This window comes from Streptomyces sp. NPDC005266, from assembly GCF_040607655.1.
GTDB lineage: Bacteria > Actinomycetota > Actinomycetes > Streptomycetales > Streptomycetaceae > Streptomyces.
Map to the genome: position 1 here is coordinate 1 of NZ_JBEXHC010000038.1, position 23375 is coordinate 23375.

Consider the following 23375-nt stretch of genomic DNA (forward strand, 5'->3'; position numbering starts at 1 on the left):
TGGACGATCCTCAACGCAGCCGGCATCGACCCCGCGCCACGTCGCTCAGGCCCCACCTGGGCGCCAGTTCCTGACCGCGCAAGCCGAGGGGATCACCGCGGCAGACTTCTTCACATCGACACCGCCCTCGGCAAGCGTCTGTACGCATTGGCCTTCCTCGGCACGGCACCCGGCGGCTGCGCATCACCGGGGTCACCGCCCGCCCGACCCGGGACTGGGCAGTGCAGCAGGCCAGGAACCTCACCGCCGATTCGGGCATACGCATTGAGACCCTGCGCTTCTTGCTGCGCGACCGCGATGGCAAGTACGGCAAGGCATTCGACGCCGTCTTCCAGGCCGAGGAGATGGAGATCATCAAAAGTGCACCACAAGCTCCCCGCATGAACGCGCACTGCGAACGCATATCGGCAGCATCCGACGCGAAGCCCTCGACCACGTCCTGATCATGACCGAGGCCGACGCCCGCCACGTCCTCGCGGCCTACGAGCGGCACTACAACGAGCACCGACCCCATCAGGCCCGCAGCCAACTACCACCCGACGCTCACGAACCACCCGCCGCGACGCATGACCTCCACATCCAAAAAGTCCTGCGCACCCGGATCCTCGGCGGCCTCATCAACGAATACAGACATGCAGCACGACGTGCAACGATGACTTTTGGAGCGGCACGGGTGGCTCGTCACTGGCTCGCCGAGAACATGCCACTGGGGCGTGCTGGAGGTGCGTGTCAGTGACGCGACGCCTTCGGCACCCAGACCCTGGCCCTCTCGGACGGTTTGCAGCAAATGAGCATCGGGGCGACGGCGCGGACGCCGTACGCTGATGCGCAACCCAGTGGCTGAGGCGAGCGTCCGCCGACGCTTTGGCGGCGGCTGTAACGGTGGCGGTGAGAGCGAGAACGAGCCGGGGCTGCTCTCGAACGGGCGGGTCATCGCGTCGTACCGTGGGCCGTCAGCGAGACGAGCGATGGCGGCATGATGTACCGACGCGTCACGAGACCTACCGCAGCCAGGGGTAGGCGTGCCAGGCATGGCTCACGCGGCCATCTCCTCTCGGATGCGGTCCAGAGCCTCTTCGGCTTCGCTTCGGACGTCGGGAAGTCGGCGTCCCGCTGTACGGATGACGCGCTGGAGCTGATGCGGCAGGCGTTGGCGAGCCGACTCCTGGGTTGCGGCGCTCAGCGACTGCGCTGCTCCATTGTGGTCGCCGGCAAGCAGCTGCACGCGTCCCACCGTCACTGCTTCGATCACGCGCCACTGCGGGGCCATGGTGGTCGTGGGCACCGGGCTGGCCTCCACCAGGTGTATGGCGACTTCGGCTCGGCCGGTGGCCAGAAGGCCGCGCAGGCGGATCTCGTACAAGGCGAACGGATTGAACAACGAGGTGTGCTCGGCCTGCTCCAGGAGCGTGTCGGTCTCCCGCATCACGGAGTCGAACAGGGCGGTGTCGCCCAGTTCGCCCGCAGCACGAGCGAGCAGGGGCAGCACGGCCGCGCGTGCTGCTCTGTCGGATGCGAGCACCGCTGCGTGGCGCAGCCGATATACGGCGGCGCCGAGCAGATTGGCCTTGCGCAGCTCGTTGCCGTGCATACGCAGGACATACGAGGCGAAGCCGGTGTCGTCGAAGTGCCGGGCGATGTCCAGACTCTTGGCCGTCCAGCGAGCGGCGGTGTGCAGCCGTTCCTCCGGCAGGACGTTTCCGAGCGCCACGCCCAGGCCAACGCGCGCTCGGGCGAGCAGGTGCAGGACCTCGCGCTCGGTGTGTCCGTCCTCGAGGCGGGCTTCGAGCCGGGCCACCAGAGGCCACAGTTCGGCGACGGCTTCGGAGGCGTGTCCGGACTGGCGGGCGATCTCGGCGAGCCGGACCGTGGACTCGCCGAACTGCAACATCGCCCGGTGGTCGGTGTCAGCCGGATCGGTGACACCCAGGACGTGCGGTGGGAGCCGGAGCTGGTCGGCGACGTGGCGCCGCGATGCGATGTCGTCGAGTCGTCGCTTGTTCCGCTCGAACAGCGAGATGTACGTCTTGTCGTAACCGAGCAGCTCGCCGAGTTGCGTCTGGTTGAGGCCGTGAACCGCTCGGTAGAAGCGCAGGATGGCGCCGAGATTGCGAGTGGCGAGCACGGCCTCGGCTTGAGGCGTGGCCCATCTCCACAGGGCGTGCTGAGGTGCCGGCCGCAGCAGGCCGGTTCGCCTGTCCTCGCTGGCCATGGCCGGTTACGGCTCCTCGTGATCCCAAGCCGTGTCGAGCTGCGCGTACCAGGCCGCGATGGACTGCTTGTATCCGTCGGGCATCGTGAGGCCGGGCACCTCGGCTACGGTGAAAAGGCCAACCTGCTTGTGCTCGTGGCTCACGATTGGTTCGCGTTCGGGCGTCAGCACGGCGCAGCCGTAGGTCACGATCAGTACACGTCGGCCCGGGATGGGCTGGTACACCCACGTGTCCAGCAGGGAGTCGGCCTTGACCTCCCAGCCGGTCTCCTCCCGGATCTCCCGCACCACTGCCGCCTCGCAGCTGGGGTCGGGGGTCTGCCCCGTCGAGGTGTTGCCGATTTCCAGGCGTCCGCCTGGCAGTTCCCACTCCTGCCGTTCGTTCTTCAGCAGCAGCACACGCCCGTGTGCGTCGATGGCGACGCCCTTGACCGAGACCGGCCAGAGCGGCGGCGAGTACGGCATCCCGCTCCTCGTTGTGCAGGGGGCAGCTCAGGTATCCGGAACGTAGCACGCGCTCGCCAAACCCGTCGCGTGTCCGGGGGCTTTGGCGGAGTCGACAATCTGTCGCTTTACCAAGCCGCCCTCGCCTCCGAACAGTGGATACGCCACGCCGTCCCGAAGGAGTCCCGTGATGCGCCGTACCTCGACTCAGCCGTTCGCGCGTCATCTCGTCGACATCACGTCCCCCACTGCGCAGAGCGAGATCGCGCGGCGGCTCGCCCACAGCGGACTCGTCACGGTTGCCGGGCTGACCTCGCGCACCGCGGTGCTGTCCTTCGCGTCGCGGATCATGACCGTGATCCCGCACCGTGACAGCGAGGCGGACGGGCTGACCACCATCTGCAACACCGGGCGGCACGCCGTGGAGCCCGGTTTCGCGGGGTTCGCGTCCGGTGAGCTGGCCCCGCACACCGAACGATCCGGAGTCCCAGCGCCACCCCGCCTGATGCTCCTGGTCTGCGCGCGACCAGCCGAGACGGGAGGCGAGTGCCTGCTGTCGGACGGCCGACGAGTGTACGACGAGATGCTCCGCTGCCAGCACGATGGCGTTCGGGCGCTGTCCAGGCCGCGCACCGCGTACTTCGGCTCCGGCGACGGCCACGCGGCCGAGGTGTTCACCGTGTACGACGACGCCACCGTGTCCGTCCGACTGCGGCTCGACGGACTGGCTCGGTTCAGTCCCATCGTGCAGCCTTACCTGCCCCGACTACGGTCTGCTATCGAACGCGACCAGCTCCGGCTCCCGCTGCTGGCTGGCCAGGGATACCTGTTGGACAACAGGCGGTGGCTGCATGCCCGCACCGGCTTCACAGGCGACCGAGTGTGCTGGCGTGCCCTCGGCGAGCCCCTCTTTGGCCTCCCGCGTGGATTCACTCCCGAGACCGAATCGACCAGAGCTTTGTCCGCCCCAGCTTCCGTGATGACTTGTGTCAGGTCCGGTGAAGTGTGATCTCCCTCCGGATCCTGCGCCTCTCGAAGCTCCTTCACCCACGCGCTGGGGGCCACGTCGCAGGGCCTGTTCTCGGTCTGCTCCACGCGATCACAGCAGCCCCGGAGGACGACGCCACGGTCGGCCCAACCAAACGCCCTGTCCTCTCCAACCTCGTGAAAGGAGCGCGGTATGAGCAGCGCGCTCTCCTCCATTCGCCTTCCCGAGGGCACTACAACCATCGGTAAGACCTTCGGCTTCGAGGCTGGCCACCGGCTGCCCGGCCTGCCGCCCCGGCACAAGTGCTCCCACCAGCACGGTCACAGCTACGAAGTCGAGCTCATCCTCACCGCGGCCATGCTCGAAGGCCCTGGTTTCGTCACCGACTTCGCAGACCTCGCCCCATTCAAGAAGTTCCTCGACTCCGAGTTCGACCACCACAACCTGCACGAGATTCTTCCCTTCGAGCCAACCTCGGAGCGCCTGGCCCAGTTCCTGGCCGGCTGGTTCATCCAGAACATCCAGCCGACGATCCCCGGCCGCCTGGTCGCCGTCCGCGTCAGCGAGACCGGCCGCAGCTGGGCACGGTTCGACGTGGAGGGGCAGTGACCGCGCCGGGGCCCGTACCCGTGGCCCGGGCGACGGCCGACGCCCAGTTCTGGCTGATCGTGGCGGAGCGCTTCGGTGTCGAGACGCCAACGTTTCAGGGTGAGGGGCCGAGTTGTGGGCACCCGGCTCTGTTCATTCGCCTATCCCGGTGCAACCTCCCCTGCGACGGGTGCGACACGAAGCACTCCTGGGACTGGAGCCAGTTCGATCCGCGCAAGGAGTCGACGAAGAGGTCCGTAGCGGACCTCTTGGAGTGGGCCGTCTCCTCGCCCGTCGAGCTGGTGGTGATTACCGGCGGCGAGCCGCTGGTCCAGCAGCGCAAGCTGATTCCCCTCGTCCAGGGGCTGTTGGTCGCTGGGAAGCGAATCGAGTTCGAGACGAACGGCACCCTGGTGCCCGACCCGGCGCTCCTGGTCGACGGCGTCCGGTTCAACGTCTCGCCCAAGCTCGCCAGCTTCGGGATGGACGAGGTCAAGAGCATCGTGCCCGCCGCCCTGGAGGCCTTCGCTGCGTCCGGGCGGACCGTATTCAAGTTCGTCGTCTCCTCTCTGCCCGACCTCGACCGGATCGCCGAGCTGGCCGACGCCCACGGGCTCGCGCCGGTGTGGGTCATGCCAGAAGGCACCACGGCGGAGGCGATCATCGCGAGGACCCGCCTGCTCGCCGATGCGGTCGCGGCCCGGCACTGGCACTTCACCACCCGGCTGCACGTCCTGGCCTTCGGCGACGTTCGAGGCCGCTGACCGCTCCACCGCCCGCTCGTTCCGCTTCATCCCCCGTCACCGGAAGCGAGAAGACGCGCATGACCAACGCTGTCGCCAGCCCCATCACCGGCCTGGGCGCCGCTGTAGCGCCGCCGGCCCTGCCAGCGACGCGCATCGACACCGGCCGGGTCTCCGACCTGATAGCCCAGCTCCTGGTCGAGCTGGGCGAGGACCCCGCCCGCGAGGGCCTGGCCGGCACCCCGGAGCGGGTCGCGGCCTGGTGGAAGACATTCCTGTCCACGAACGACTCAGCGCCAGCGACCTGCTTCGTCGAATCCCACCTGAGCGACCAGCTGGTCGTGGTGGGAGGCATGAGCGTGTGGAGCCTGTGCGAGCACCACTTGCTTCCCATGAACCTGCACGTCACGGCCGGGTACGTGCCGGACGGAGAGGTTGTGGGCCTGTCGAAGTTCGGCCGTATCGCGCAGCGGCACGCCGGACAGCTCCAGGTCCAAGAGCGCTTCACCCGACAGGTGGCCAAGGAACTCACAGGCGTGATCGGACGCGAGGACATCGCCGTTACCGTCCGCGGCGCCCACCTGTGCATGAGCATGCGCGGAGTGCGGATGGAGGACGCCCGGACCATCACGGTGCACGCCGGAGGACGCTTCGGGACCGACCCGGTCCTGTCCCAGCAGTTCCTCACCATCGCCGCTGGGCAGTGGGGAGCGATGTGATGGCCAAGAGTATCGACTTCTCCGTCATCGCGCCGCCCGCCTACCTGCAGGAGTTCGTCGCCCAGGACCCGGCCCGCGTCCACCATGTGGCCGCCCAATGGGTCCTGTCGGACGCCACCTACCGTGCCTTCTTCGCCCGCGAGGCGACACGCGGCGCCGAGATCATCGTCGACAACGGCGTCTTCGACCTCGGGTACGCCCTACCCGCCGCCGAGCTGGTCGAAGCCGGGCGCGCGGTCGGGGCGAAGGAGATCATCCTGCCGGACGTCATGCGTGATGGCGCGGCGACCATGAGGGCGAGCGAGCAGGCCGCCAAGGAGATCCGAAACCTGGCCGGCGACGCCTTCCGGCTGTGCGCGGTCCTGCACGCCGCGGACGACGAGGACTGGCTGCGCACCTACCACGCCATCGTCTTGAGCGACTGGGCCGGGGCAATCGCCCTGCCGGCCTCACGCCGACCGGACCCCAACGGGCAGCTGAGCCGCACCCGCTGGACGGCCACCGCCTACCTGGAAGAGCGCGGCCTGGTCGAGGAGCGCATCGTCTACCGGCTGCTCGGTCTGGGCCGAACCGGCCATCTGGAGCTGGTCGAGCAACGCGAGCACGAGTGGATCACCTCCGTGGACGGCGCGGCCCCGGTCATCCTCGGCGCCATGGGGGTCGCCCTGCTGCCCGAGGGGCGCTACGAAAAGCCCTCCACCCCCCGGATAGAGAAGCTCGGCCCGATCGCCGAGGACCGCTTCGACCTGATCCGGCAGAACATCGCCATCGTCCGCGCGGCGGCCGGCAGCAACGTCAAGATCGCCGAGGAGAACCGATGACCTACCTGCTCGCGAAGCCCATCCCCGGGCTGCTGCGCGCAGCCCCGATCCCCGCCGACGGGCACACCATGGGCCCCGACAGCCTGCTGCGCTACCTCACGATCAAGGTCCACCACCTCATCCAGGACCGGGACTGGGACAGCATCCGCGTCATCGGCGGCTACGACCGCACAGCGGTGGTCTCCCGCTCCGAGAAGACCGGGAAACTCTTCAACATCGAGCGGCCCACCGCCGAGATCCACGGCCGCCACCTGGTCATCAAGGCGTTCCCCGGCGCCGACTATGTCCAGCACTACGCACTGATCATCGCCACCTATCTGGCCATGACCGGCCGCCGCGCCGATGCGGTCACCTACCAGCCGCCCGGGCAGGAAGAGTGCCGCGCAGCCGTCGACGAGCTCGACCTCGACCTGGACGGCCACCTCGTGATCGTCGGCTGGGGCCTTCAGCACCTCGCCCCCGAGACCAGCGTGTGGACCCGTGGGCCCGGCTGCGCCTGGCAGCACACCGAGATCGCCGGCCGCCGCGTGGTGTACCTGGGGTTCCTCCACAGCATCTGGGGCGACGTCGCCGGACAGGTCGTCGCCCGCCTGGCCGCGCTCGGCGCCCACGACGTCGTCTACGTCGGCAAAGTCGGGGCCCTGAGCCCCCGCACTGAACCGAACATGTGGCTCGCCACCGGCAACACGAGCCTCGTGGGCGGCGCGCTGGTCACCTGGGACGACTTCTTCGGCGACTTCGCCGCCGCCCAGGCAGGTGTACAGACCGGGCTGCACGTCACCTCGCCATCGATCCTGCTAGAAAACGGCGACTGGCTGGCCAAGCACGCCGAGTACGCCTTCGTCGACCCGGAGATCGGCCCTATGGGGGCGGCTGCGTGCCAGGCGGGAATCAGATTCGGCTATCTCCACGTCATCTCCAACAACCTGGCCCGGCACTACCCCGCCGACCTGTCCAATGAGCGTCACCTCGACGTCCTGCGCCGACGCGCCGTTCTGGTCGACCGGATCCGCAGCATCATCACCGGCCGCCTGGCCGGCCGCCCGACCCACACCCCTGGAGGAGCCCGATGACGGCCCCATCACACGCCGCCCCCACGCGCGGGCGGGAGATCACGGTCACCGGTATCGACGGCGCGGGCAAGTCCACCCTGGCTGCCCGCCTGCACCAGGCCCTGAACGACGCAGGCCACAAGGCGATCCTCGTCGGCAAGGACAGCACCGACGTCCCTATGGACACCGAACTGTCGGCGTACGTCGACCGCCTCAACAAGCTGGTCTACCGACGCGACGCCCGCGTCGCCCAGGCGTGCGGCGACCACTACTGGCTGCTGGCCCTGGCCTCCTGGTACACCCTCCAGGACCAGCTCGTCATCCGGCCCGCGCTCGCCGCCGGCACCCACGTGATCCTCGACAACGCGCACCACAAGATCCTCGCCCGGTACGCGGTCAACCCCGACGTCTCCACCCGCCTCGCCGAACAGGTCTTCGCCCACCTCACCGAAGCCGACCTGGTGATCTTCCTTCGGATCGGCGCGAGCGAAGCCCTCGCCCGCAAGGGCTCGTTCACCTCCCTGGAGACCGGCCACTCCGGCAGCGATAACGACGACTTCGTCCGCTACCAGGACACCGTCCTGGCCCAGTTGCGCGAACAGGAACGGCGCGGTGGATGGCTGTCGCTGGACGTCACCCACATGGACCGCGACCAGGTGTTCAAAAGCGCCGCCGACGCCCTGGCCGACCGCCTGCACCTTCACCTCTGACCCGCCCGCCCCCAACGAGGAACGCACCATGCCACAGGCCCTGCCCACCAGTGGAACGTATGTGTGCCACGGCATCACCTGGGCGACGGGAGACCCACGTCTCCTACTCGCCCCGCTGCCCGGCGGGCCACTGGCCTACGCCGAGATCATGAACCACCACCTCGGCTACCAGGTGAGCGGTACCGGCCGGTGGTGCACCGGCCGGTACCGCTTCGCCGACCGCGTTCGTGTGGAAGCCGTTGCCTGCCCCGGCCGGGCGCCGGCCGAGACCAGCGGCCAGTGCGCCGCCTGTGCCGGCCAGGACGACTTCCGCTTCGCCCACCAGTTCCACCAAGGCGGCCACGCCCCCGAGGACCTCGTTGCCTACATGCGCCAGCCGCACTGGCTGTACCTGGCGACGTTCGCCGACGGAACGACAAAGGTCGGCACCGCGGCCGAGCCGCGCAAGCGCTCCCGCCTCGACGAGCAGGGCGCCGTGGTGGCCACCTTCCTCGCCAAGAGCCCCGACGGCCGGGCGGTGCGGTTCCTGGAGGATGCCCTCACCCGCCGCCTCGGCCTGAACCAGACCGTCCGGTCCGCGACCAAGCTGACGGCCATGGCAGAGCTGCGCGACCTTGCGCCGGCCAGCGACGCCCACGAGCAGCACCTCGCCCGCGCGGCCGAGGCTCTAGCGGACATGAACATCCCCGCGGTCCTGGAGCCGTGGACGCCACCCGACGAAGGGAACCTGCTGCGCGCCGCCGGCGCCGAGCGGGCGCTGTACCCGCACGATCCCCGTGAGGGCGAGCACGGTCTCACGCCCATCTCCTGCGTCGGCTCCCAGGTCCTAGCCGTCCTCGACGGCGACGACGATCTGTGTTATCTGCTCGACCTCGGCGTCCTCAAGGGCCGCCGCATCACCCTCGGTGAGTTCTCCTCCCCCGGCATCGCCGTGCAGTCCGCGCTCTTCTGACCCCTGCCCGAAAAGCCCGGCCCGCTGCGGTCGGGTCCTGTTCCGTGAAGCGAGGCACCCACCATGGCACCCCAGGACGCCATCCTCGGCTGGGACGAGGACACCACTGCCGAGGCGTACGCCGCCTTCACCCGCGCTTTTCCCATGTACGACGCCACCAGCCGCGACCTGGCCCACCGGGCCGACCTGACCGTCGCCGGCCTGGTGGTCGACCTGTGCGGTGGCGGTGGCGCGACCGCCCGCGCGATCCTCGACCTGGTCCCGAACGAGGCGAAAGTTGTCTCCTTGGACAGCGCCGCCGCAATGCAGCGCGTCGGCCGCCGCACCCTCACCGACCCCCGCCTGTCCTGGATCACCGCTCCGGCCGAGCAGCTGGCCGACCATGTCCCGGCCGGCACCGCGGACGCAGTGGTCTGCAACTCGGCGATCTGGAAGACCGACACCCCCACCGTGTTCGCAGCCGTCGCCCACATCCTGCGGCCGGGCGCGCGGTTCGTCTTCAACATCGGCGGCGGCTTCGCCGGTGTCCGTCACCCCGACGAAGAGGCCGCCCGAACGGGGCCGCCGTTGAACGCCCTCATCCGCCAGATCGCCGCCCGCGATCACGGGTACACCCCACAACCCGCCACAGCGGACGCGTCGCCGAAGCTGCCGTTGGACGCGGTCACCGAGCAGCTGGCTGATGCCGGACTGACCGTCCTGGACACAGAGGTCACCGCCCAACACAGCACCATGGCGGAGAAGAAGGCGTGGCTGTCCATCCCCGTCTTCGCCCGACCCGAGGGTGACTTCACCCACGCCCAGCGAATGGCGATCCTCGACGCCGCCTACGCCCTGACCGACCCCGACGCCCCGAACGTGACGAGCTGGCTCGTCATGGTCGCCCAGCGCCCGGGTGGCACACGGTGACCGCCCCGGCCACGTCTCCCAGCGGGAAGCTCTGCGACCACGCCAGCATCGGGGTACTCATCTCCTGCCCGGACGGGCTCCTGGTGTTCGAGCGGGCAACGCTGCCGACGGGGATCGCCCCGGTCGCCGGCCATCTCGACCAGCACGGCAGCCCCGAACAGGCCGCCTGCGACGAGGTCGCCGAAGAAGTCGGCCTCGCCGTCACCCACCTGCACCCCCTGCTGGAGCAGTGGCGGCCCAACCGCTGCCGCCGCACCCCCACCGGGCCGGTGGGCCACCGGTGGTGGATCTTCCAGGCCCAGGTCTCCGGAACCGTCCGACCCTCCCTCCGCGAGGTTCGCGCCCCCCGGTGGATGCACCCCGACCAGCTCCAGCATTACGCGCTGCGCACCGCCGCCTACGCCGAAGGGAGCCTGGACAAAGCGGAGTTCGAGCAAGATCCCGGCCTGGAGCCGGTGTGGGTCCGCTTCCTGCACGATCTCCAGCTGATCACCCTGCCCCCGACCGTCCTCGACCGGATCGACGGTGTCCTGTGACCGGCGGCCCGACGCGCCTGTCAGCGGGCACCGACCGCCCGGTCGGCCGCCAGGCGCCGTGCGTGCGCGCGGATGCGGTCTCTGTCCTCGGGGAAGACGCTCTCCCACTCCTCCTCCAGGCCGAACCACGCCGCAGGCTGGCCCTTCTCACCCCCGAGCGGCAGTGCACTGTCGACGATCGCGGCGTAGGAAAGCCCCAATGTCGCAGACCAGTCGGCCCGGTAGGACCGCACCGCCACGGCCGCGGGTTCGGCCAGCAACTCCGCCCGCAGGCCGGTCTCCTCCAGCAGTTCACGAGCCGCCGCCGCACGCGGCGTCTCGTCCGGCTCCACCTTGCCACCGGGCGGGACCCATCCACGCACCCGGTGCTTGACCAGAAGAACGTGCCCGATGCCGGGGTCAGTTACCCACACCTCGGCCGCGAGAGGCTCCATCGGATGCCGCCGAGCCTCATCCAGCCAGGCCCGGGCCCCGTCGAACTCCAGCGCCGCAAGGCGGGCATCCAAGGCAACCTCACCCAAGATCATGTTCCCAAGTTCACGATGGCTCACGCGCCACACCCTAGGCCGACACGGCACCGGCGCACCTCACAGACAGCCCACGAGGCCATCCGGCCGTGCCCGGTCGGCCACCACGGCCACACGGAGGCCCAGCGAGGGGAGGCGGTCGGCAGTGAGATGCCACCGTGGCTGCTGCTTCAAGAAAGGAACCCGGTCATGAGCGCTGACGACAAGACGCAGCGAAACTCCTGGGTGGTGCTGGGCGGAATCCACCTCCTGAACCGGACCGCTCCACGACAGCCGGACGAGCCGATCGCGCTCGTCCGGGTGGCTCCTCAAGCGCTCTGTCCGCCGAGCACCACCGTGGTCATCCGGTGGGGCACGCTCGGGGCCTGTCCAGTCGACGCCCTGAGCACGGGCGGAATCCGGCTCGGCGCGACCCGGATCGACCGCGGCGAGCTCTTCCCCGACGCTATCGCCGGCGCCACCCTGCGTGGCCTTGTCGGAAAGGAAAGGGCCCCGGGGCTCCTGCGTGGTCGTCGCAACACCCCCAGGAGTGAGCGTCGAAGGTATTTTCTGGATATAGCAGACTTAACCAGGACACAGGATGTGTGTAGAAAGCTCCCTCTTGACCATCGCGCAAGCCGTGCGGTCCCCAACTGGTCCCCACTCGCGGTCATAGCTCTGCCGCCAGACGGCGACATCTTCGCTCTGGGGCACACTCGTCGGCTACGACTTCACGGCAAGGGCCGAAGGTCGAACCCGGGCACCCCGATTGGGCCGGTGCGGAGGTTGAAAGGTCAGGAATTCTGGTGTCGAAGACGACCGCCTCTCGACGAGTGATCCGCGGTGCAGCGTTCGCCTGGAGACCAATTGACTCAGCGACGGCATGACAGCGGCATGCAACGACGTCGTACGCACCCCAGGTGTCAACTGGAGATGCGGGCAACATCCGATCAATCCGTGGCTGCCGTAGCCCGGTCGGTGTCCGGTCCCTCGCACCTGGGTCCGCCCGACCCCGAACACGAGGGCGGCTTGGGCCGGTCGACCCAGTGCGTGGTGCGTTACCAGAAACCCCGGTATGGGCCTGATACCCAAACTCGGTCGCCATGGTGATGGATCGACAGGTAGCCGCGCAGGCACGGCTCCCGGTGATCATGGAGTGTCGAATTCACTGACCACCGCAACGGAAGACCGTGCCTGCCGGGCTGGGCCAACTCGCCGGATCTGCTCTGGACGAGGGCGGTAACCAACCCCTGGCTCAGTGGTTCTCTGCCCCTGTTTTCTTGTCGACCTGTTGCTTCTCGGCGGTGACATGGCTGTTACGGCCTGTGAAGCCGCCCTGGCGGACGGCGCCTCCGCCCGAGGTCGGCGAGCCCCGACGGCCGGCTGTGGTGGGCGCCGCGGCGCGTAGCCTCGGGGCCAGTACCGCGCGCAGCGCCGGGGTCAGGCTGTGACGGATCTCGGACGGCGTGAGGGCGGCGGGCGTGGGGAGGGGGTTGAGGTAGCGGGTGTAGATGAGGCCGCCGAGGATCGTCACTACGGCCGTGGCGCGGGCGGTCGCGTCCCGGCCGCCGAGAAATTCAACAAGCCGGGCCAGCAGCTCGCGTTCCAGGTATTCGCGGATCACCTCGGCGGCTTCGTCGCCCTGGATGGTGAGCTGCTGGAAGTCGGCGTCCTCCCACAGGTCGGTCACCGCGTCGATCAGGCGGTCGGGGAGGGTGGCCGGATCGCCGCCGAGGACGTCGTCCACCGCCAGCGCATTGGCGCACTGGAACTGCATCACGTCCGCGAACAGGCCCTTTTTCGAGCCGAAGTGGTACGCGATCAGCGCCGGGTCGACTCCGACGGCCCCCGCCACCGCGCGCAGGGTGGTGCTCCGGTAGCCGTGCTCCAGGAACAGCGAACGGGCCGCCGAGACGATCGACTCACGGGTCGGCGGGTTGCCGCGGGGGCGGCCTCGGGTGCGGGCGGGGGCAGGGACGGCGTTATTCATCAGCGTTGAGCCTGCGTTGAGTGAGCAGCACAGTCAAGGGCGTTCCCGCTACCACACGAAGGGATGACCCGACACCATGCGTATCGCAGTCTTCGGCGCCAACGGACCGACCGGCCGCCGCCTCACCGAGCAGGCCCTGGCCGCCGGCCACGAAGTCGTCGCCGTGACCCGCAGACCCGGCTCCCTGTCCGCGCGGCCCGGCCTTGCCGTGGCTGTCGCCGACGCCACCGACCCGGCGGCTGTCGACGCCGCGATCGACGGCACGGACGCCGTCCTCTCCGCGCTGGGCGCGCGCTTCAGCAAGGGGACCATCACCACGTACTCCGTGAGCGCCACCGTCATCACCGGGGCCATGGCCCGCCACGGCATCAAGCGGCTGCTCGCCGTCAGCTCCAGCATCGCCGACCCGAACTGGCGCCCTACCGGCGCGCATTTCTTCAACCATGTGCTCGACCCGCTGGTGAACCGACGTCTCGGCCGTACCCTCCACGAGGACATGCGCCGTATGGAGGCCGTGATCCGTCAGACGGGCCTCGACTGGACCTTCGTCCGGCCTTCGGGCCTGTTCGAGCACCCCGTCGTCACGGACTACCACACTGCCGAGACCAGCGCCGACGGCGTCTTCACCGCCCGTGCCGACCTCGCCGCGAGCATGCTGCGCGAAACGACGGAGCGGCGGTACGTCCGTACGGCCATGGGCGTCATCACCACGGCCGTGAAGCCGAACATCGCCAAGCTGATCTGGAACGAGGGCGTGAAGAAGAAGTGAGCCGCCCCACCTTCCAACTTTCGTCCGTCGCACGAGCGTTCCTCACTCTCCCGCACACGGCCACCCTCACCACCCTCCGTCCCGACGGCACTCCGCACGTCACCCCCGTCCGCTTCACCTTCGACGCGGCCACCGGCCTGGTCCGGGTGACCACCCGGGCGGGGGCCCGCAAGGCCCGGAACGTGAAGGCGGCCGGCCCGGCGGCCCGTGTAGCGCTCTGTCAGGCGGACGGCTTCCGCTGGATCACACTCGAAGGCCGGGCCGCCGTCACCGATGCCCCCGCTCACCTGGCCGAGGCGGTCCGCCGCTATACCGTCCGCTACCGCGCGGACCCGCCCACCCCGCTGGACCTGGTCGTCGTCGAGATCGCCGTCGACCGCGTCCTGAACCTCAACCTCTGAATCCCCCGTATCGAAAGCGAAGTGACACCGCCATGCCCACCCTCCCCGTCCTCGATTCCACCCTCTACTACCGCGAGTCCGGCGACCCCGACGGGCTGCCCTTCGTCTTCCTTCACGGCAACCCCACCTCCTCCCACCTGTGGCGGAACGTCCTGCCGGGGGTGGCCGCGCCCGGCCGCCGCCTTCTGGCCCCCGACCTCATCGGCATGGGTGACTCCGGCAAGCCCGACCTCGCCTACTCCTTCGACGACCACGCCCGCTACCTCGACGCGTGGTTCGACGCCCTCGGCCTTACCGACGCCGTCCTCGTCGGCCATGACTGGGGCGGCGCGCTCGCTTTCGACCGCGCCGCCCGCCTCCCGGGCACCGTCCGCGGCCTCGCCTTCACGGAGACCATCATCAAGCCGCTGGTCGGCGACGAATTCCCGGAAGCCGGGCGGAAGTTGTTCGCTCTCCTACGCACCCCCGGGGTAGGCGAGGAGATGATCCTGGAGAAGTCGCTGTTCATCGAGGGGCTCCCGGACACACTCGCCACCCCGCTCGACCCTGCCGACCTGGAGGTCTACCGCCACCCCTTCCCGACCCCGCACAGCCGCCGCCCGGTACTGGCGTGGACGCGCATGATGCCGCTGGACGCCGAGCCCGCCGACGTCGTGGCCCGCATCGAGCGGTACGACGCCTGGCTGGCCGCCAGCCCCGAAGTCCCCAAACTGCTCGCCGCGTTCGAGCCGGGACCGGGCTCGATGACCGACCAGGGGACCGTGGCCTGGTGCGAGGAGAACATCGCGTGCCTGGAGGTCTCCCGCCACGGCCTGGCCGGCCACCACTCCCCGGAGGACCGCCCCGAGGAGCTGGCCTCGGCGATCAACGACTGGGCCGACCGTCACGGGCTGGCACGCCCGTAGGCGTCCTCGATCACGGCGGTGCCGATCCGCGCCGCCCGCGACCTCCTGCCCGACCCCGGCAACCCTCTACAACCACATCCCATCCCGGACCTGCGCGAACTACGCGCCGGCGTCGTCCTCCACCAGTTCGAAGCCTCCACGCAGCGCACCTTGACCGGGTCAAGGTGCGCCACAGCCCCTTCAAAATGCACTGGTCCCCAAGCGGTCCCCAAGAATGATCAAGGGGTCGCTTCAGATCTCCTCTGAAACGGCCCCTGACCTGCGCCTTCGAAAAGTCGGGACGACAGGATTTGAACCTGCGACCCCTTGACCCCCAGGAGTGAGGGTCGAAGGTATTTTCTGGATATAACAGACTTAATCAGGGCGCACGATGTGCACAGGAGGCTCTCTCGTGCACCATCGCGCACACCGCGTGGTCCCCAACTGGTCCCCACCCCGCGGTCATAGCTCTGCCATCAGACGCTCCGTGAGACGTGTCGACGCCATGAGGCTGGACAGCCCCGGACAGCGCCGCACAGGTACCGTTGTCCCGACGGTGGCCAGGCTGATCGCGGCCACGACCATCAGGCCGAGCCCCACAGGGCGACCACCACGCCGAGCTGCGCGGCCCATCCCCAGCGTGGTCGAGGTTGCGATCCTCGGTCGCCCTGGAGGGTGACCGCCACACCGGTTGATCAGCCCAGACAGCCTATCTGCACTCTGGCCGCAGGCACATCAGTCGAGCATTTTCTTCGGCGCGATCCGCGTGTCGTACGTGCACTAGAGGGCCCGAGGAACTGCCTTCGACGTGGACAGTGACAGCGTAACCACAGACTGCGCAGCGAGGGTCGCCTTCTTGATGACGAGGTCCGCGACCGTGCCCTCATTGATGCGCAGACTTATCGGCACCGTGAGCGCATCGCCGACCGGCTCACCACGGTCGTTCAACACCGGACTGCTGCCCGCCGCTCTGCACGAGACGGCCATTGAGGCTAGTCGCGGTCGAGCCTGCCCCTCGACCATCCGGGTGAGGCCGCAAGCCGAGCCAGCGTGTGAGCCAAGGCGGCGCGGTACGACACCAGCATGGCCACTCACCCCGACCCCCAGCCGAACACGGAGACCGCCAGCCGCGCCTCCCTGGCGGACCGCAAGGGCTACAACGAGCGCTTCCTGGGCCCGTCCCTGCCGCTGCCCCTGCCAGCCACCTCCGGCACCGAAACGGTCGTCCTCCCCTACACCAACTTCAGCGTCGTCTTCCGCCCCGATAGACGGTTGGCCGTGGCAACAGCCGTCACGATCGACGGCGCCCACCTCATCGACGTGCCGCGCGAGGACGAGTGGCGCTTCGACCCCCGCCTCCCCGAAGCCCAGCAGGCCGGCCACCCCATCTACAAGGACAACCCGCTGGACAAGGGACACCTGGTCCGCCGACTCGACCCCGTATGGGGGCCCGACGCGCCCAAGGCGAACGACGACACATTCCACTACACCAACGCTGCGCCCCAGATGAACCTCTTCAACCAGGGCAAACAGCTCTGGCAGGGCCTGGAGAACCTCCTTCTTGACCACGCCGAACAGTTCGACCGCAAACTGACGGTGTTCACCGGGCCAGTGCTGAAGGACTCCGATCCCCCGTACCGGGGCATCCAGGTACCGCTGCGCTTCTGGAAGGTCGCCGCCTTCATGCAGGACGAGGATCTCGCGGCCACCGCCTACGTGCTCGACCAGAGCCCCGACCTCACCAAAGACGCCGCCGCCCAAGCCATCGCCAAAGCCACGCGAGCCGGAGACCCTCCCCCCGCTGGGCCCCTTCCGCACCTTCCAAGTGCCTGTGGCTGACATCGCCCACCTCACCAGCCTGAACCTAGGACCGCTACCGTCCGCTGACCGCCTGCCGATGGGGGTGCGCACCGCACGCCAATGGACACTCCTGGAGTCCTACGACGACATCACCGTGCACGCCTCATGAGCCGGACAAGCGACTCCGCATAAGGCACCCGTCTCGGACAGCGTTGCCAGCATCTACCGCGCACTCGGCCGCACTCCTGGCCGTAGGACCGCCAGCCTTCCCCGTCAGGCCGAACGTCACTGGTCGCCGGAGCGGCGCGGTGCTGTCATGGGTAGGGAAGACGGCGTGGACGAGCCAGCAGGGCCACGGAGGCCGGCGCGCCGCGCGTGGTCCGCCCGGGCGGACCGACCGCGGCCGCCCCGTCGCGAAGCGGAGGAGGCCGATGCCATGCTGCGCCGCCGCACGGTCGGTGACGTGATGACCGAGGAGGTCGTCACCCTCCGCCCCAACACACCATTCCAGGAAGTCGCCGCCCTGCTGGACGCGAACGACATTGCCGCGGCCCCGGTCATCGACGACAACGGCGCCCCCGTCGGCGTGGTGTCCGCGTCCGACGTGCTGCGGCACGAGACCGGCATGCCCGATCCGCAGGGGCAGGAGGGCAACGACGAGCGCGCCTGGGGCAAGGCCCGGGCCCGGGTCGCGGGCGCGCTCATGAGCAGCCCCGTCTTCACCGCCCGCGCCGACTGGACGATCCCCCGGGCCGCGCGGGAACTCCGCAGGCGGCACGTCAAGCAGCTGCCGGTGATCGGTGACGACGGGCTCCTCACCGGCATCGTCAGCCGCAGCGACCTGCTCGACGCCTTCATCCGCTCCGACGTCGAGATCCGCGGCGAGGTCGAGCAGGACGTCCTGGGACGCATCCTCGGCATGGACGAGGGCACCGTCGCGGTCGAGGTCCGTGACGGGGACGTCACCCTTCGGGGCCACGTCCCGGAACCGCGTCTCATCCCGGTGGTCGTGGGCCTCTGCCAGGGCGTCGACGGTGTCGTCGCCGTGGACGCCCACCTCTCCGCCGCGGGCTAGGGTGTTCTGCCCCGGGAGTCCGGCCGCAGCAGCGGCAGGCCAGCCACCAGGTGCAGCCGAGCAGATCCCGGCACGCCGGCGCAGATCGGTGGCGCCCTCAAGCGCCCATCTCAGTCCCCTCTGATGCGTGCCCCGGCTCCCGGACCAGAGCGACTGGATAGAAAGTGGCCTTCCAGGCCAACGTGGCCTTGGGTAGTTCCTCCCAGAACTCAGTGGGAACCTTCTTGCAGTCCCCCGCCGGCAATGGAACCTCGTTGACCATGGCGCGGATCAGATGGATGAGCTTCACCTTGCCTGCGGTTAGCAGCTGAATTTGAACGCCGTCCTGAGTGTCTACTCGAACTGAGTACCCATTCTGCTTAAACCGAATACCGATGATCACTCCCTTAATCTTCGTAGGGGGTTCATCGCAACCTCTTCTGACCTCCTTGCCGCTGGGAGTGCAGATGATTTCCCAGCAGCGTCCCTGGGCATCCGTGTATTCGGACGGCATGCAGGGCTCTGGAGGCTCCGGCGGCTCTGGAGGTTCTACTTCGTCGGTGATGCAGCTGTCCCACCATTCGAACCAGCCCTCGGGGTCGTCGTACGAGCTGGGCGCATTCCACCCGCCACACGCCGGGTCACGTCTGTTCCAGGCCACGGCTTCTGCCTTCTCTTTGAGACGTCTTTGGCTTCCAGGGGACACTCCCAAGGTGCACTCGGCAACTCCTACTACTCCGGCTAAGAGAGTTCTGTACAGCAACAGGTGTGATGGAAGGGCACTTGCCATTCCCCGAGTGGTGGCGCCCGGCCAGCCGCGTCACGGCGCTGCCAGACGAGGTCTTTGCTAGAGCTCTTGAGCTAGGGGACGTACCCGAGCGGTACGCGTCGGTCACAGGGGCGGGAGAGAGAACGTACTTCTGTGGCGTTGCAGGTTGTCGTTCCGACACTGAAAAGGCCAGCTTCCGACCCGAGGCCCAGAGCAAGCGCTGTTCTACTGCGACCTGGCCTCAGCGGCAGGTGCCGGAAAGGCGGGGGCATCCCATGGTGATGGTGACCAGGCCGGTGCGGTCGGGGACGGAAAGCGGGTGGCCGACCGGGGGCCTGTAGGTGCATGCTGGCCCGTTTCCCATCGTGAGGAGAAGTTCATGGAGATCCGGTCGCTTGAGGAGTTGCGCGCTGCGGATGATCTGTCGCTGGCGTTCAATCCCTACGGACTCGGCGGGCGTATGAAGCCCGAGGACGCTGCGGAGTTCCAGCAGCGTCAGATCGCCGACTGCGACCTGACGGCGGGTGTCGCGGCTGGAACACGCGACTCCTTCGAGCGGCTACGCACCGTCTTCGGCTACGGCGTGCTGTGTTACGACGTGTACACCATCGTCGGCGACCAGGCGCTCCTCATCTACGAGCAGGCGTTGCGAGACCGTTTCTTGGAGTGGTGCGCCGGCACCATCACCTTCCGCGTCCCCCAGGCCCCGGACGTCTCCTACACCGTCACGTCGTATGACGACGTCAAGAAGCGTGCAGACAGGATGACGTGACAACGCGCGAAGCTGGTCGTCGCCACACAGGCCATTGAGTTCAACGGGATGCTGCACGGGCTCCACCTGTGGGCGCGTACGGCGGGTCTGCTCCGCGGGCGGCGCAGCCGCGCGGTCGAGGAGGCGCTGGCCAGGCTGCGTAACTACGTTGCTCATCCCTCCGGCCACCATATCGACACCCCCGTCGAGGCGGCCCGAACTGTGCGGGATCTGGCGGAACTGATCAACCAGCTGTGGGGGCACGCCACTCCCGGTGGGCGCCTGTACCCGGCACCTCTGCGCCGGGAGATCGCCGTGCTGAGCTGGAACGGTTCCGGGCGGGCTCGGATGGAGCCTGCCAACGCTCTCACCGTCCCCGGCCCCATGGAAGATCAGGAGGACGACGAGTACCAGCACGTCGTGGTACGCGCCATCCCCTTCGTACCGGGCAGTCGCTGGGATGACGCTCACTGGGCGGAGTTCGACACCCGCTACGAGACCACACGGTTCCCGACGGATTACCTGTGGGGGCCGGGCATCCGAGAGGATGCCCGGGCGTGGCTGGAGCAGGAGCGCCCCGAGGGGGACAGCGTCGACTTCACCGACCGGGTGTTCCTCGTCCAGGACCACGAACGCCTGCTGCCGCCGATGCGGCCGGCGGTAGCGGCTGGGCTGCCCGACGACGAACGCGTCGGGGTCTGGCATGCCGTGCGGGCCGACTTTCCCGACGACGCCTTCGCGCACGTCCGAGGCTCCGGGGATCGCAGCGCCGGTCGTGCCCGCCGCCCCGGTGACTGTTCTGCCTGTTCTGCTGAGGTCCTTGGCTTCGGCTCCTACGACGAAGCCCTTCGCGCTGCAGCAGCCGCTCTCGGACCGATCCAGGCGGTACAGCTGCCCTCCGTCCGGCTCCCTTTGTCGACCTTCTGGCCCGACCGACCGTGAGCAGTACAACGCAAGGAGGCGGGTGGCAGGCCAACAACACCGGTCGCCATCGGACATGGCCGCGACTGCGCCATGACGACGGGAGTCAAGCAGATCGGCGGCCCGCTGCCCGGCGTCCGGAAGGAGCCAGACCCGTGCCAGAGTGATCCTCATGATCCCCGCACACATCGTCGACGAGCCGCCGCTCACCTAGAGGTTGTCCCGTATGGGGTGGGAGTTATCCAGTGAGGGCCAGGTTGTGCAGCCGGGCGATGCCGAGCATGGCCTGGTGAACTCCGTCGCCCTTGAGCCGGCAGTCCCGCAGGATCTTCCAGTTCTTCAACCGCGACAGGGCGTGTTCCACGCGTGCTCGTGCCCGGCGATGGACGGCGTTCTCTGCCTCCTGTGATGGGCTTAGGTGGCTCTGGCCTCGTCGTTTGCGGTGCGGGATGAGGAGGCCGGTGCCTTGGTAGCCGCCGTCGGCGATGGTCGGGGCTCCACGGCAGGCCCGGTCGATGCCGGACTCCGTGAAGGCCCGGCAGTCGTTGCGGCTGCCGGGCAATGGCAGGCCGATGGCCACGACCAGGCGGCTGTTGGCGTCGATGACGACCTGCAGGTTGGTCGAGTACCGGTAGTTCTTGCTGGATGCGGCGACGCTGCGGTCGCGAGTGGGCACCAGCGTGCCGTCGACGATGTAGACGGTGTCCTTGCGAGGCCGGCGCGCGGGCGAGATGGCCAGCAGCGGTGCGAGATGGTCCAAGATGCGGTCGGCCGCGGACTTCGAGACCCCGAACAACGGCGCCACCTGCCGCAACGTGAGGTTCGTGCGCCAGTACGTCGCCACCAGCAACACCCGGTCCTCGAGCGACAGCCGCCAAGGCCGGCCACGCTGAACGTCGCCACCCCGACGCCGCACCAGTGCCACCAGCCTCGCGAACTGCACCTCGCTCAGACCCGCAAACGGCTCGATCCACTTCGGATCATCTGCTGAGATTACCCCACCCATGCCCGACCAACGCACCAGCCGCACCACTGGTTACGGGACAACCTCTACGCTGACAGCTTCGACGTACCGGTCCTGTTCCGTAACGGGCCCGCGAACAAGCCCAAGGGGCAGTGGCGCACGGCGAAGCATGAGGCGTGGAGCGCGTCGGACGGGTTCCCGGCAACCGACGGCTGGTACGCCCCGACCACCACGTGGCGGGAGATCATCAAGGCCGCCACCGAGGTCGGCCGCGACGTCACCCCGCACCTGCAGAACCTGCCCCGGTACGCGCACGGGGAACTCGTCGCCCGGGTCTCCCCGCTGTACGCCTACCTCGGCGCCCACCCCGTCACGCCCCGGCACCCCGTACCGGGCGCAAAGGGCCACCGCCTGACCCTGAACCCGGTGTACGAGCACGGCACCGAGCGCACCGCACAGAACGCCGCCGCCTACCGGCTGGGCATGACGATGACCGAGTGGGCCTGCCGCTCCCTGCTGAGCCTCGGACAGACCCACCACCTCGAACTCGGCGGCCCCATCCCCGCCCTGAGCGACACGTTCAAGGACCCGAAGAGGACGCTGCCCGACCTGTGGGGACGGCACGAGGCGGAAGAGATGTACTGGCTGATCGAGGCCAAGGGCGGCAGCGTCGGCGTCGGCACGCTCCGCAAAGGGTGGGCACAACTGGAGGCCGGCAGCAAGATCCTCGGCTCATACAAGCACCGCATCGTCCTGGTCGGAGCGTCCGTGCGGCCCGGAGACGACCTCTTCCTCACGATCGACCATGACCTGCACTCCGGCGAGCCGCCCCTCCCCCCGGCCGGATCCGGCGCTGACGATGCAGCGGTCGGCCCCGGCAACCTCGAAGACCACCTCGGGGACAGCGACGACGCGCTCATCGGCGCGGCCCGTGCCCAGATGCTCGCTTACCTGGCGCTGCGCTCTGCTCCCGCCTCTCAGTTGCGCACAGTGCCGGTGCCGGCCGACCGCACTTCCCGCCACCGGCGTTCCGGGCTGACCACCCCCTTGGAAAACGACGACCTCACCCTCGCCATGCGGGCGGATGCCCGCGGAGCGGCGCTCCACATCGAGTCGCACACCCTGCGCGCCGAGATCCGCTCCTGGGGGCTCGACGACTTCCTCACCTGCCGCATCCCTGGAACCGAGGTCCACCTCGGCATGTCCAGAAAGCTGTTCGCCGCCTGCGCACGCCTCCACGAAGAAGATCTGGCCATCGCCCAGCGCACCCCGGGACTGCGCGCCGAGGATCAGCCGGCCCTCGCCCAGGAGCTCAGCGACGAAGCCCAGGAAGCACAACGGCTCACCCAGCGACGGATTTTCCGTGAGCAGCAGGAGGAAGCCCGCCCACGGCTGCGCCCCTTGCTCCGCGACGCCTACGAGCGGGGAGCGACGAGCGACTGGGGCGACCTGCTGCGCCGTCACCAGGAGCCGAAGCTCGACCTGGAGGGCGACGAGGGTCTCCTTGAAGCGGCCACGCCGGAAACGTACCTGGCCGTCAGCCGCTACGACCTGCCTCCCACACGCGCCTAGTCCGGCCCGGGCGGCGTCCGGGGTGAGTGCCAGGCCACGAAAATTTGACTGAGCGCTTCAGTTGGCGAGTGAGCGTGCGAGTTGGCGACTTGCGCGGGCAGCGTCGACGGCTCGGGTGAGCTGTGACTGAGCACCCTAGTTGGCAGGTTGAGCACTTCAGGCGGGACCAGATGGGCACCGTGGTGTAGCGGCCCTCGGCGGTGCGGGGCCCCACCGGACCCCCTTAGCCTGAATCCACCGGGCAACAGCCGGTTCATGGCTTGGACATGAAGACGCGGATGCCCTCTGAATTGGGATAATGGGACTTCCTAGGGTTCCAT

24 protein-coding genes and 1 pseudogene are annotated in these 23375 nt (G+C 68.7%); 19 read left to right on the top strand and 6 right to left on the bottom strand.

Going from position 1 to position 23375, the window contains the following annotated elements:
* A pseudogene (locus ABZU99_RS34230) lies at positions 1-640 on the top strand (integrase core domain-containing protein); the annotation flags it as partial.
* A 396-nt stretch (positions 641-1036) separates the two neighbouring features.
* On the opposite strand, the gene ABZU99_RS34235 reads toward ABZU99_RS34230, so the two are convergent.
* Together ABZU99_RS34235 and ABZU99_RS34240 are read right to left on the bottom strand one after the other, a co-directional pair.
* Positions 1037-2212 carry a helix-turn-helix domain-containing protein gene (locus tag ABZU99_RS34235; RefSeq protein WP_356050243.1) on the bottom strand — a complete coding sequence of 392 codons (1176 nt, stop codon included), beginning with the start codon at positions 2210-2212 and terminating at the stop codon, positions 1037-1039.
* A 6-nt stretch (positions 2213-2218) separates the two neighbouring features.
* Positions 2219-2677, bottom strand: coding sequence for an NUDIX domain-containing protein (locus ABZU99_RS34240; protein WP_356050244.1), 459 nt, complete (start codon positions 2675-2677; stop codon positions 2219-2221).
* A 169-nt stretch (positions 2678-2846) separates the two neighbouring features.
* Here ABZU99_RS34240 and ABZU99_RS34245 point away from each other — a divergent pair, with 169 nt between their 5' ends.
* The 10 genes from ABZU99_RS34245 (at position 2847) to ABZU99_RS34290 (ending at position 10674) form a co-directional block, all read left to right on the top strand.
* Positions 2847-3665, top strand: coding sequence for a TauD/TfdA family dioxygenase (locus ABZU99_RS34245; RefSeq protein WP_356050245.1), 819 nt, complete (start codon positions 2847-2849; stop codon positions 3663-3665).
* A gap of 171 nt (positions 3666-3836) precedes the next feature.
* Entirely contained in the window at positions 3837-4253 is a 417-nt protein-coding gene (locus ABZU99_RS34250) for a 6-carboxytetrahydropterin synthase (RefSeq protein WP_356050246.1), read from the top strand.
* Positions 4250-4996 carry a 7-carboxy-7-deazaguanine synthase QueE gene (locus ABZU99_RS34255; RefSeq protein WP_356050247.1) on the top strand — a complete coding sequence of 249 codons (747 nt, stop codon included), beginning with the start codon at positions 4250-4252 and terminating at the stop codon, positions 4994-4996. Before ABZU99_RS34250 ends, ABZU99_RS34255 begins: the two co-directional genes overlap by 4 nt.
* A gap of 59 nt (positions 4997-5055) precedes the next feature.
* The gene (gene folE / locus ABZU99_RS34260; RefSeq protein WP_356050248.1) at positions 5056-5694 is read left to right on the top strand and encodes a GTP cyclohydrolase I FolE; all 639 of its coding nucleotides are present in this window, start codon (positions 5056-5058) and stop codon (positions 5692-5694) included.
* Positions 5694-6515 (top strand): hypothetical protein, encoded by an 822-nt coding sequence (locus ABZU99_RS34265; RefSeq protein ID WP_356050249.1) that lies wholly within the window; start codon positions 5694-5696, stop codon positions 6513-6515. The genes folE and ABZU99_RS34265 overlap by 1 nt, the downstream gene beginning before the upstream one ends.
* Complete coding sequence (locus ABZU99_RS34270) at positions 6512-7588, top strand: hypothetical protein (protein WP_356050250.1); 1077 nt, start codon at positions 6512-6514, stop codon at positions 7586-7588. Before ABZU99_RS34265 ends, ABZU99_RS34270 begins: the two co-directional genes overlap by 4 nt.
* Positions 7585-8277, top strand: a complete 693-nt coding sequence (locus ABZU99_RS34275) for an AAA family ATPase (protein ID WP_356050251.1) — start codon at positions 7585-7587, stop codon at positions 8275-8277. The genes ABZU99_RS34270 and ABZU99_RS34275 overlap by 4 nt, the downstream gene beginning before the upstream one ends.
* A 28-nt stretch (positions 8278-8305) precedes the next feature.
* Positions 8306-9229 carry a DUF2797 domain-containing protein gene (locus ABZU99_RS34280; protein WP_356050252.1) on the top strand — a complete coding sequence of 308 codons (924 nt, stop codon included), beginning with the start codon at positions 8306-8308 and terminating at the stop codon, positions 9227-9229.
* Between the two features lie 63 nt (positions 9230-9292).
* Positions 9293-10138, top strand: a complete 846-nt coding sequence (locus ABZU99_RS34285; RefSeq protein ID WP_356050253.1) for a class I SAM-dependent methyltransferase — start codon at positions 9293-9295, stop codon at positions 10136-10138.
* Positions 10135-10674 (top strand): NUDIX hydrolase, encoded by a 540-nt coding sequence (locus ABZU99_RS34290; RefSeq protein ID WP_356050254.1) that lies wholly within the window; start codon positions 10135-10137, stop codon positions 10672-10674. The genes ABZU99_RS34285 and ABZU99_RS34290 overlap by 4 nt, the downstream gene beginning before the upstream one ends.
* 20 nt (positions 10675-10694) lie before the next feature.
* On the opposite strand, the gene ABZU99_RS34295 is transcribed toward ABZU99_RS34290, so the two are convergent.
* Positions 10695-11201 carry an NUDIX domain-containing protein gene (locus tag ABZU99_RS34295; RefSeq protein WP_356228144.1) on the bottom strand — a complete coding sequence of 169 codons (507 nt, stop codon included), beginning with the start codon at positions 11199-11201 and terminating at the stop codon, positions 10695-10697.
* A 1234-nt stretch (positions 11202-12435) separates the two neighbouring features.
* The gene (locus tag ABZU99_RS34300) at positions 12436-13170 is read right to left on the bottom strand and encodes a TetR/AcrR family transcriptional regulator (RefSeq protein ID WP_356050256.1); all 735 of its coding nucleotides are present in this window, start codon (positions 13168-13170) and stop codon (positions 12436-12438) included.
* Positions 13171-13246: 76 nt separating this feature from the next.
* On the opposite strand from ABZU99_RS34300, the gene ABZU99_RS34305 reads away from it, so the two are divergent.
* From ABZU99_RS34305 to ABZU99_RS34325, 5 genes are all read left to right on the top strand, one after another.
* Positions 13247-13939 carry an NAD(P)H-binding protein gene (locus ABZU99_RS34305; protein WP_356050257.1) on the top strand — a complete coding sequence of 231 codons (693 nt, stop codon included), beginning with the start codon at positions 13247-13249 and terminating at the stop codon, positions 13937-13939.
* Positions 13936-14340 carry a TIGR03618 family F420-dependent PPOX class oxidoreductase gene (locus ABZU99_RS34310; RefSeq protein ID WP_356050258.1) on the top strand — a complete coding sequence of 135 codons (405 nt, stop codon included), beginning with the start codon at positions 13936-13938 and terminating at the stop codon, positions 14338-14340. The genes ABZU99_RS34305 and ABZU99_RS34310 overlap by 4 nt, the downstream gene beginning before the upstream one ends.
* Positions 14337-15245: a haloalkane dehalogenase gene (locus ABZU99_RS34315; protein ID WP_356050273.1), complete on the top strand. Its 909-nt coding sequence runs from the start codon at positions 14337-14339 to the stop codon at positions 15243-15245. Before ABZU99_RS34310 ends, ABZU99_RS34315 begins: the two co-directional genes overlap by 4 nt.
* Positions 15246-16307: 1062 nt before the next feature.
* On the top strand, positions 16308-17063 hold the full coding sequence (locus ABZU99_RS34320) for a DNA/RNA non-specific endonuclease (RefSeq protein ID WP_356050259.1): 756 nt from the start codon (positions 16308-16310) through the stop codon (positions 17061-17063).
* Between the two features lie 397 nt (positions 17064-17460).
* Positions 17461-18099 carry a CBS domain-containing protein gene (locus ABZU99_RS34325; RefSeq protein ID WP_356050260.1) on the top strand — a complete coding sequence of 213 codons (639 nt, stop codon included), beginning with the start codon at positions 17461-17463 and terminating at the stop codon, positions 18097-18099.
* A gap of 97 nt (positions 18100-18196) precedes the next feature.
* On the opposite strand, the gene ABZU99_RS34330 is transcribed toward ABZU99_RS34325, so the two are convergent.
* Positions 18197-18868, bottom strand: a complete 672-nt coding sequence (locus ABZU99_RS34330) for a hypothetical protein (RefSeq protein ID WP_356050261.1) — start codon at positions 18866-18868, stop codon at positions 18197-18199.
* A 358-nt stretch (positions 18869-19226) separates the two neighbouring features.
* Between ABZU99_RS34330 and ABZU99_RS34335 the strand changes: the two genes are divergently transcribed.
* Positions 19227-19619, top strand: coding sequence for a hypothetical protein (locus tag ABZU99_RS34335; protein ID WP_356050262.1), 393 nt, complete (start codon positions 19227-19229; stop codon positions 19617-19619).
* A gap of 48 nt (positions 19620-19667) precedes the next feature.
* Positions 19668-20540, top strand: a complete 873-nt coding sequence (locus tag ABZU99_RS34340) for a hypothetical protein (RefSeq protein WP_356050263.1) — start codon at positions 19668-19670, stop codon at positions 20538-20540.
* 217 nt (positions 20541-20757) lie between these two features.
* On the opposite strand, the gene ABZU99_RS34345 is transcribed toward ABZU99_RS34340, so the two are convergent.
* Positions 20758-21525, bottom strand: coding sequence for an IS5-like element IS1373 family transposase (locus ABZU99_RS34345; RefSeq protein ID WP_356050274.1), 768 nt, complete (start codon positions 21523-21525; stop codon positions 20758-20760).
* Between the two features lie 384 nt (positions 21526-21909).
* Here ABZU99_RS34345 and ABZU99_RS34350 point away from each other — a divergent pair, with 384 nt between their 5' ends.
* Positions 21910-23055, top strand: a complete 1146-nt coding sequence (locus ABZU99_RS34350; protein ID WP_356050264.1) for a gamma-glutamyltransferase — start codon at positions 21910-21912, stop codon at positions 23053-23055.
* The last annotated feature ends 320 nt before the right edge of the window (positions 23056-23375 follow it).

Excerpts from the sequence above, each read along its gene's own strand:
- ABZU99_RS34285 (WP_356050253.1), top strand. The coding sequence starts at position 9,293 with ATGGCACCCCAGGACGCCATCCTCGGCTGGGACGAGGACACCACTGCC.
- ABZU99_RS34305 (WP_356050257.1), top strand. The coding sequence starts at position 13,247 with ATGCGTATCGCAGTCTTCGGCGCCAACGGACCGACCGGCCGCCGCCTC.
- ABZU99_RS34235 (WP_356050243.1), bottom strand. The coding sequence starts at position 2,212 with ATGGCCAGCGAGGACAGGCGAACCGGCCTGCTGCGGCCGGCACCTCAG.
- ABZU99_RS34295 (WP_356228144.1), bottom strand. The coding sequence starts at position 11,201 with ATGATCTTGGGTGAGGTTGCCTTGGATGCCCGCCTTGCGGCGCTGGAG.
- ABZU99_RS34330 (WP_356050261.1), bottom strand. The coding sequence starts at position 18,868 with ATGGCAAGTGCCCTTCCATCACACCTGTTGCTGTACAGAACTCTCTTA.
- folE (WP_356050248.1), top strand. The coding sequence starts at position 5,056 with ATGACCAACGCTGTCGCCAGCCCCATCACCGGCCTGGGCGCCGCTGTA.
- ABZU99_RS34250 (WP_356050246.1), top strand. The coding sequence starts at position 3,837 with ATGAGCAGCGCGCTCTCCTCCATTCGCCTTCCCGAGGGCACTACAACC.
- ABZU99_RS34280 (WP_356050252.1), top strand. The coding sequence starts at position 8,306 with ATGCCACAGGCCCTGCCCACCAGTGGAACGTATGTGTGCCACGGCATC.
- ABZU99_RS34265 (WP_356050249.1), top strand. The coding sequence starts at position 5,694 with ATGGCCAAGAGTATCGACTTCTCCGTCATCGCGCCGCCCGCCTACCTG.
- ABZU99_RS34325 (WP_356050260.1), top strand. The coding sequence starts at position 17,461 with ATGCTGCGCCGCCGCACGGTCGGTGACGTGATGACCGAGGAGGTCGTC.
- ABZU99_RS34300 (WP_356050256.1), bottom strand. The coding sequence starts at position 13,170 with ATGAATAACGCCGTCCCTGCCCCCGCCCGCACCCGAGGCCGCCCCCGC.
- ABZU99_RS34270 (WP_356050250.1), top strand. The coding sequence starts at position 6,512 with ATGACCTACCTGCTCGCGAAGCCCATCCCCGGGCTGCTGCGCGCAGCC.
- ABZU99_RS34345 (WP_356050274.1), bottom strand. The coding sequence starts at position 21,525 with ATGGGTGGGGTAATCTCAGCAGATGATCCGAAGTGGATCGAGCCGTTT.
- ABZU99_RS34240 (WP_356050244.1), bottom strand. The coding sequence starts at position 2,677 with ATGCCGTACTCGCCGCCGCTCTGGCCGGTCTCGGTCAAGGGCGTCGCC.
- ABZU99_RS34335 (WP_356050262.1), top strand. The coding sequence starts at position 19,227 with ATGGAGATCCGGTCGCTTGAGGAGTTGCGCGCTGCGGATGATCTGTCG.
- ABZU99_RS34245 (WP_356050245.1), top strand. The coding sequence starts at position 2,847 with ATGCGCCGTACCTCGACTCAGCCGTTCGCGCGTCATCTCGTCGACATC.
- ABZU99_RS34275 (WP_356050251.1), top strand. The coding sequence starts at position 7,585 with ATGACGGCCCCATCACACGCCGCCCCCACGCGCGGGCGGGAGATCACG.
- ABZU99_RS34320 (WP_356050259.1), top strand. The coding sequence starts at position 16,308 with ATGGCCACTCACCCCGACCCCCAGCCGAACACGGAGACCGCCAGCCGC.
- ABZU99_RS34340 (WP_356050263.1), top strand. The coding sequence starts at position 19,668 with ATGCTGCACGGGCTCCACCTGTGGGCGCGTACGGCGGGTCTGCTCCGC.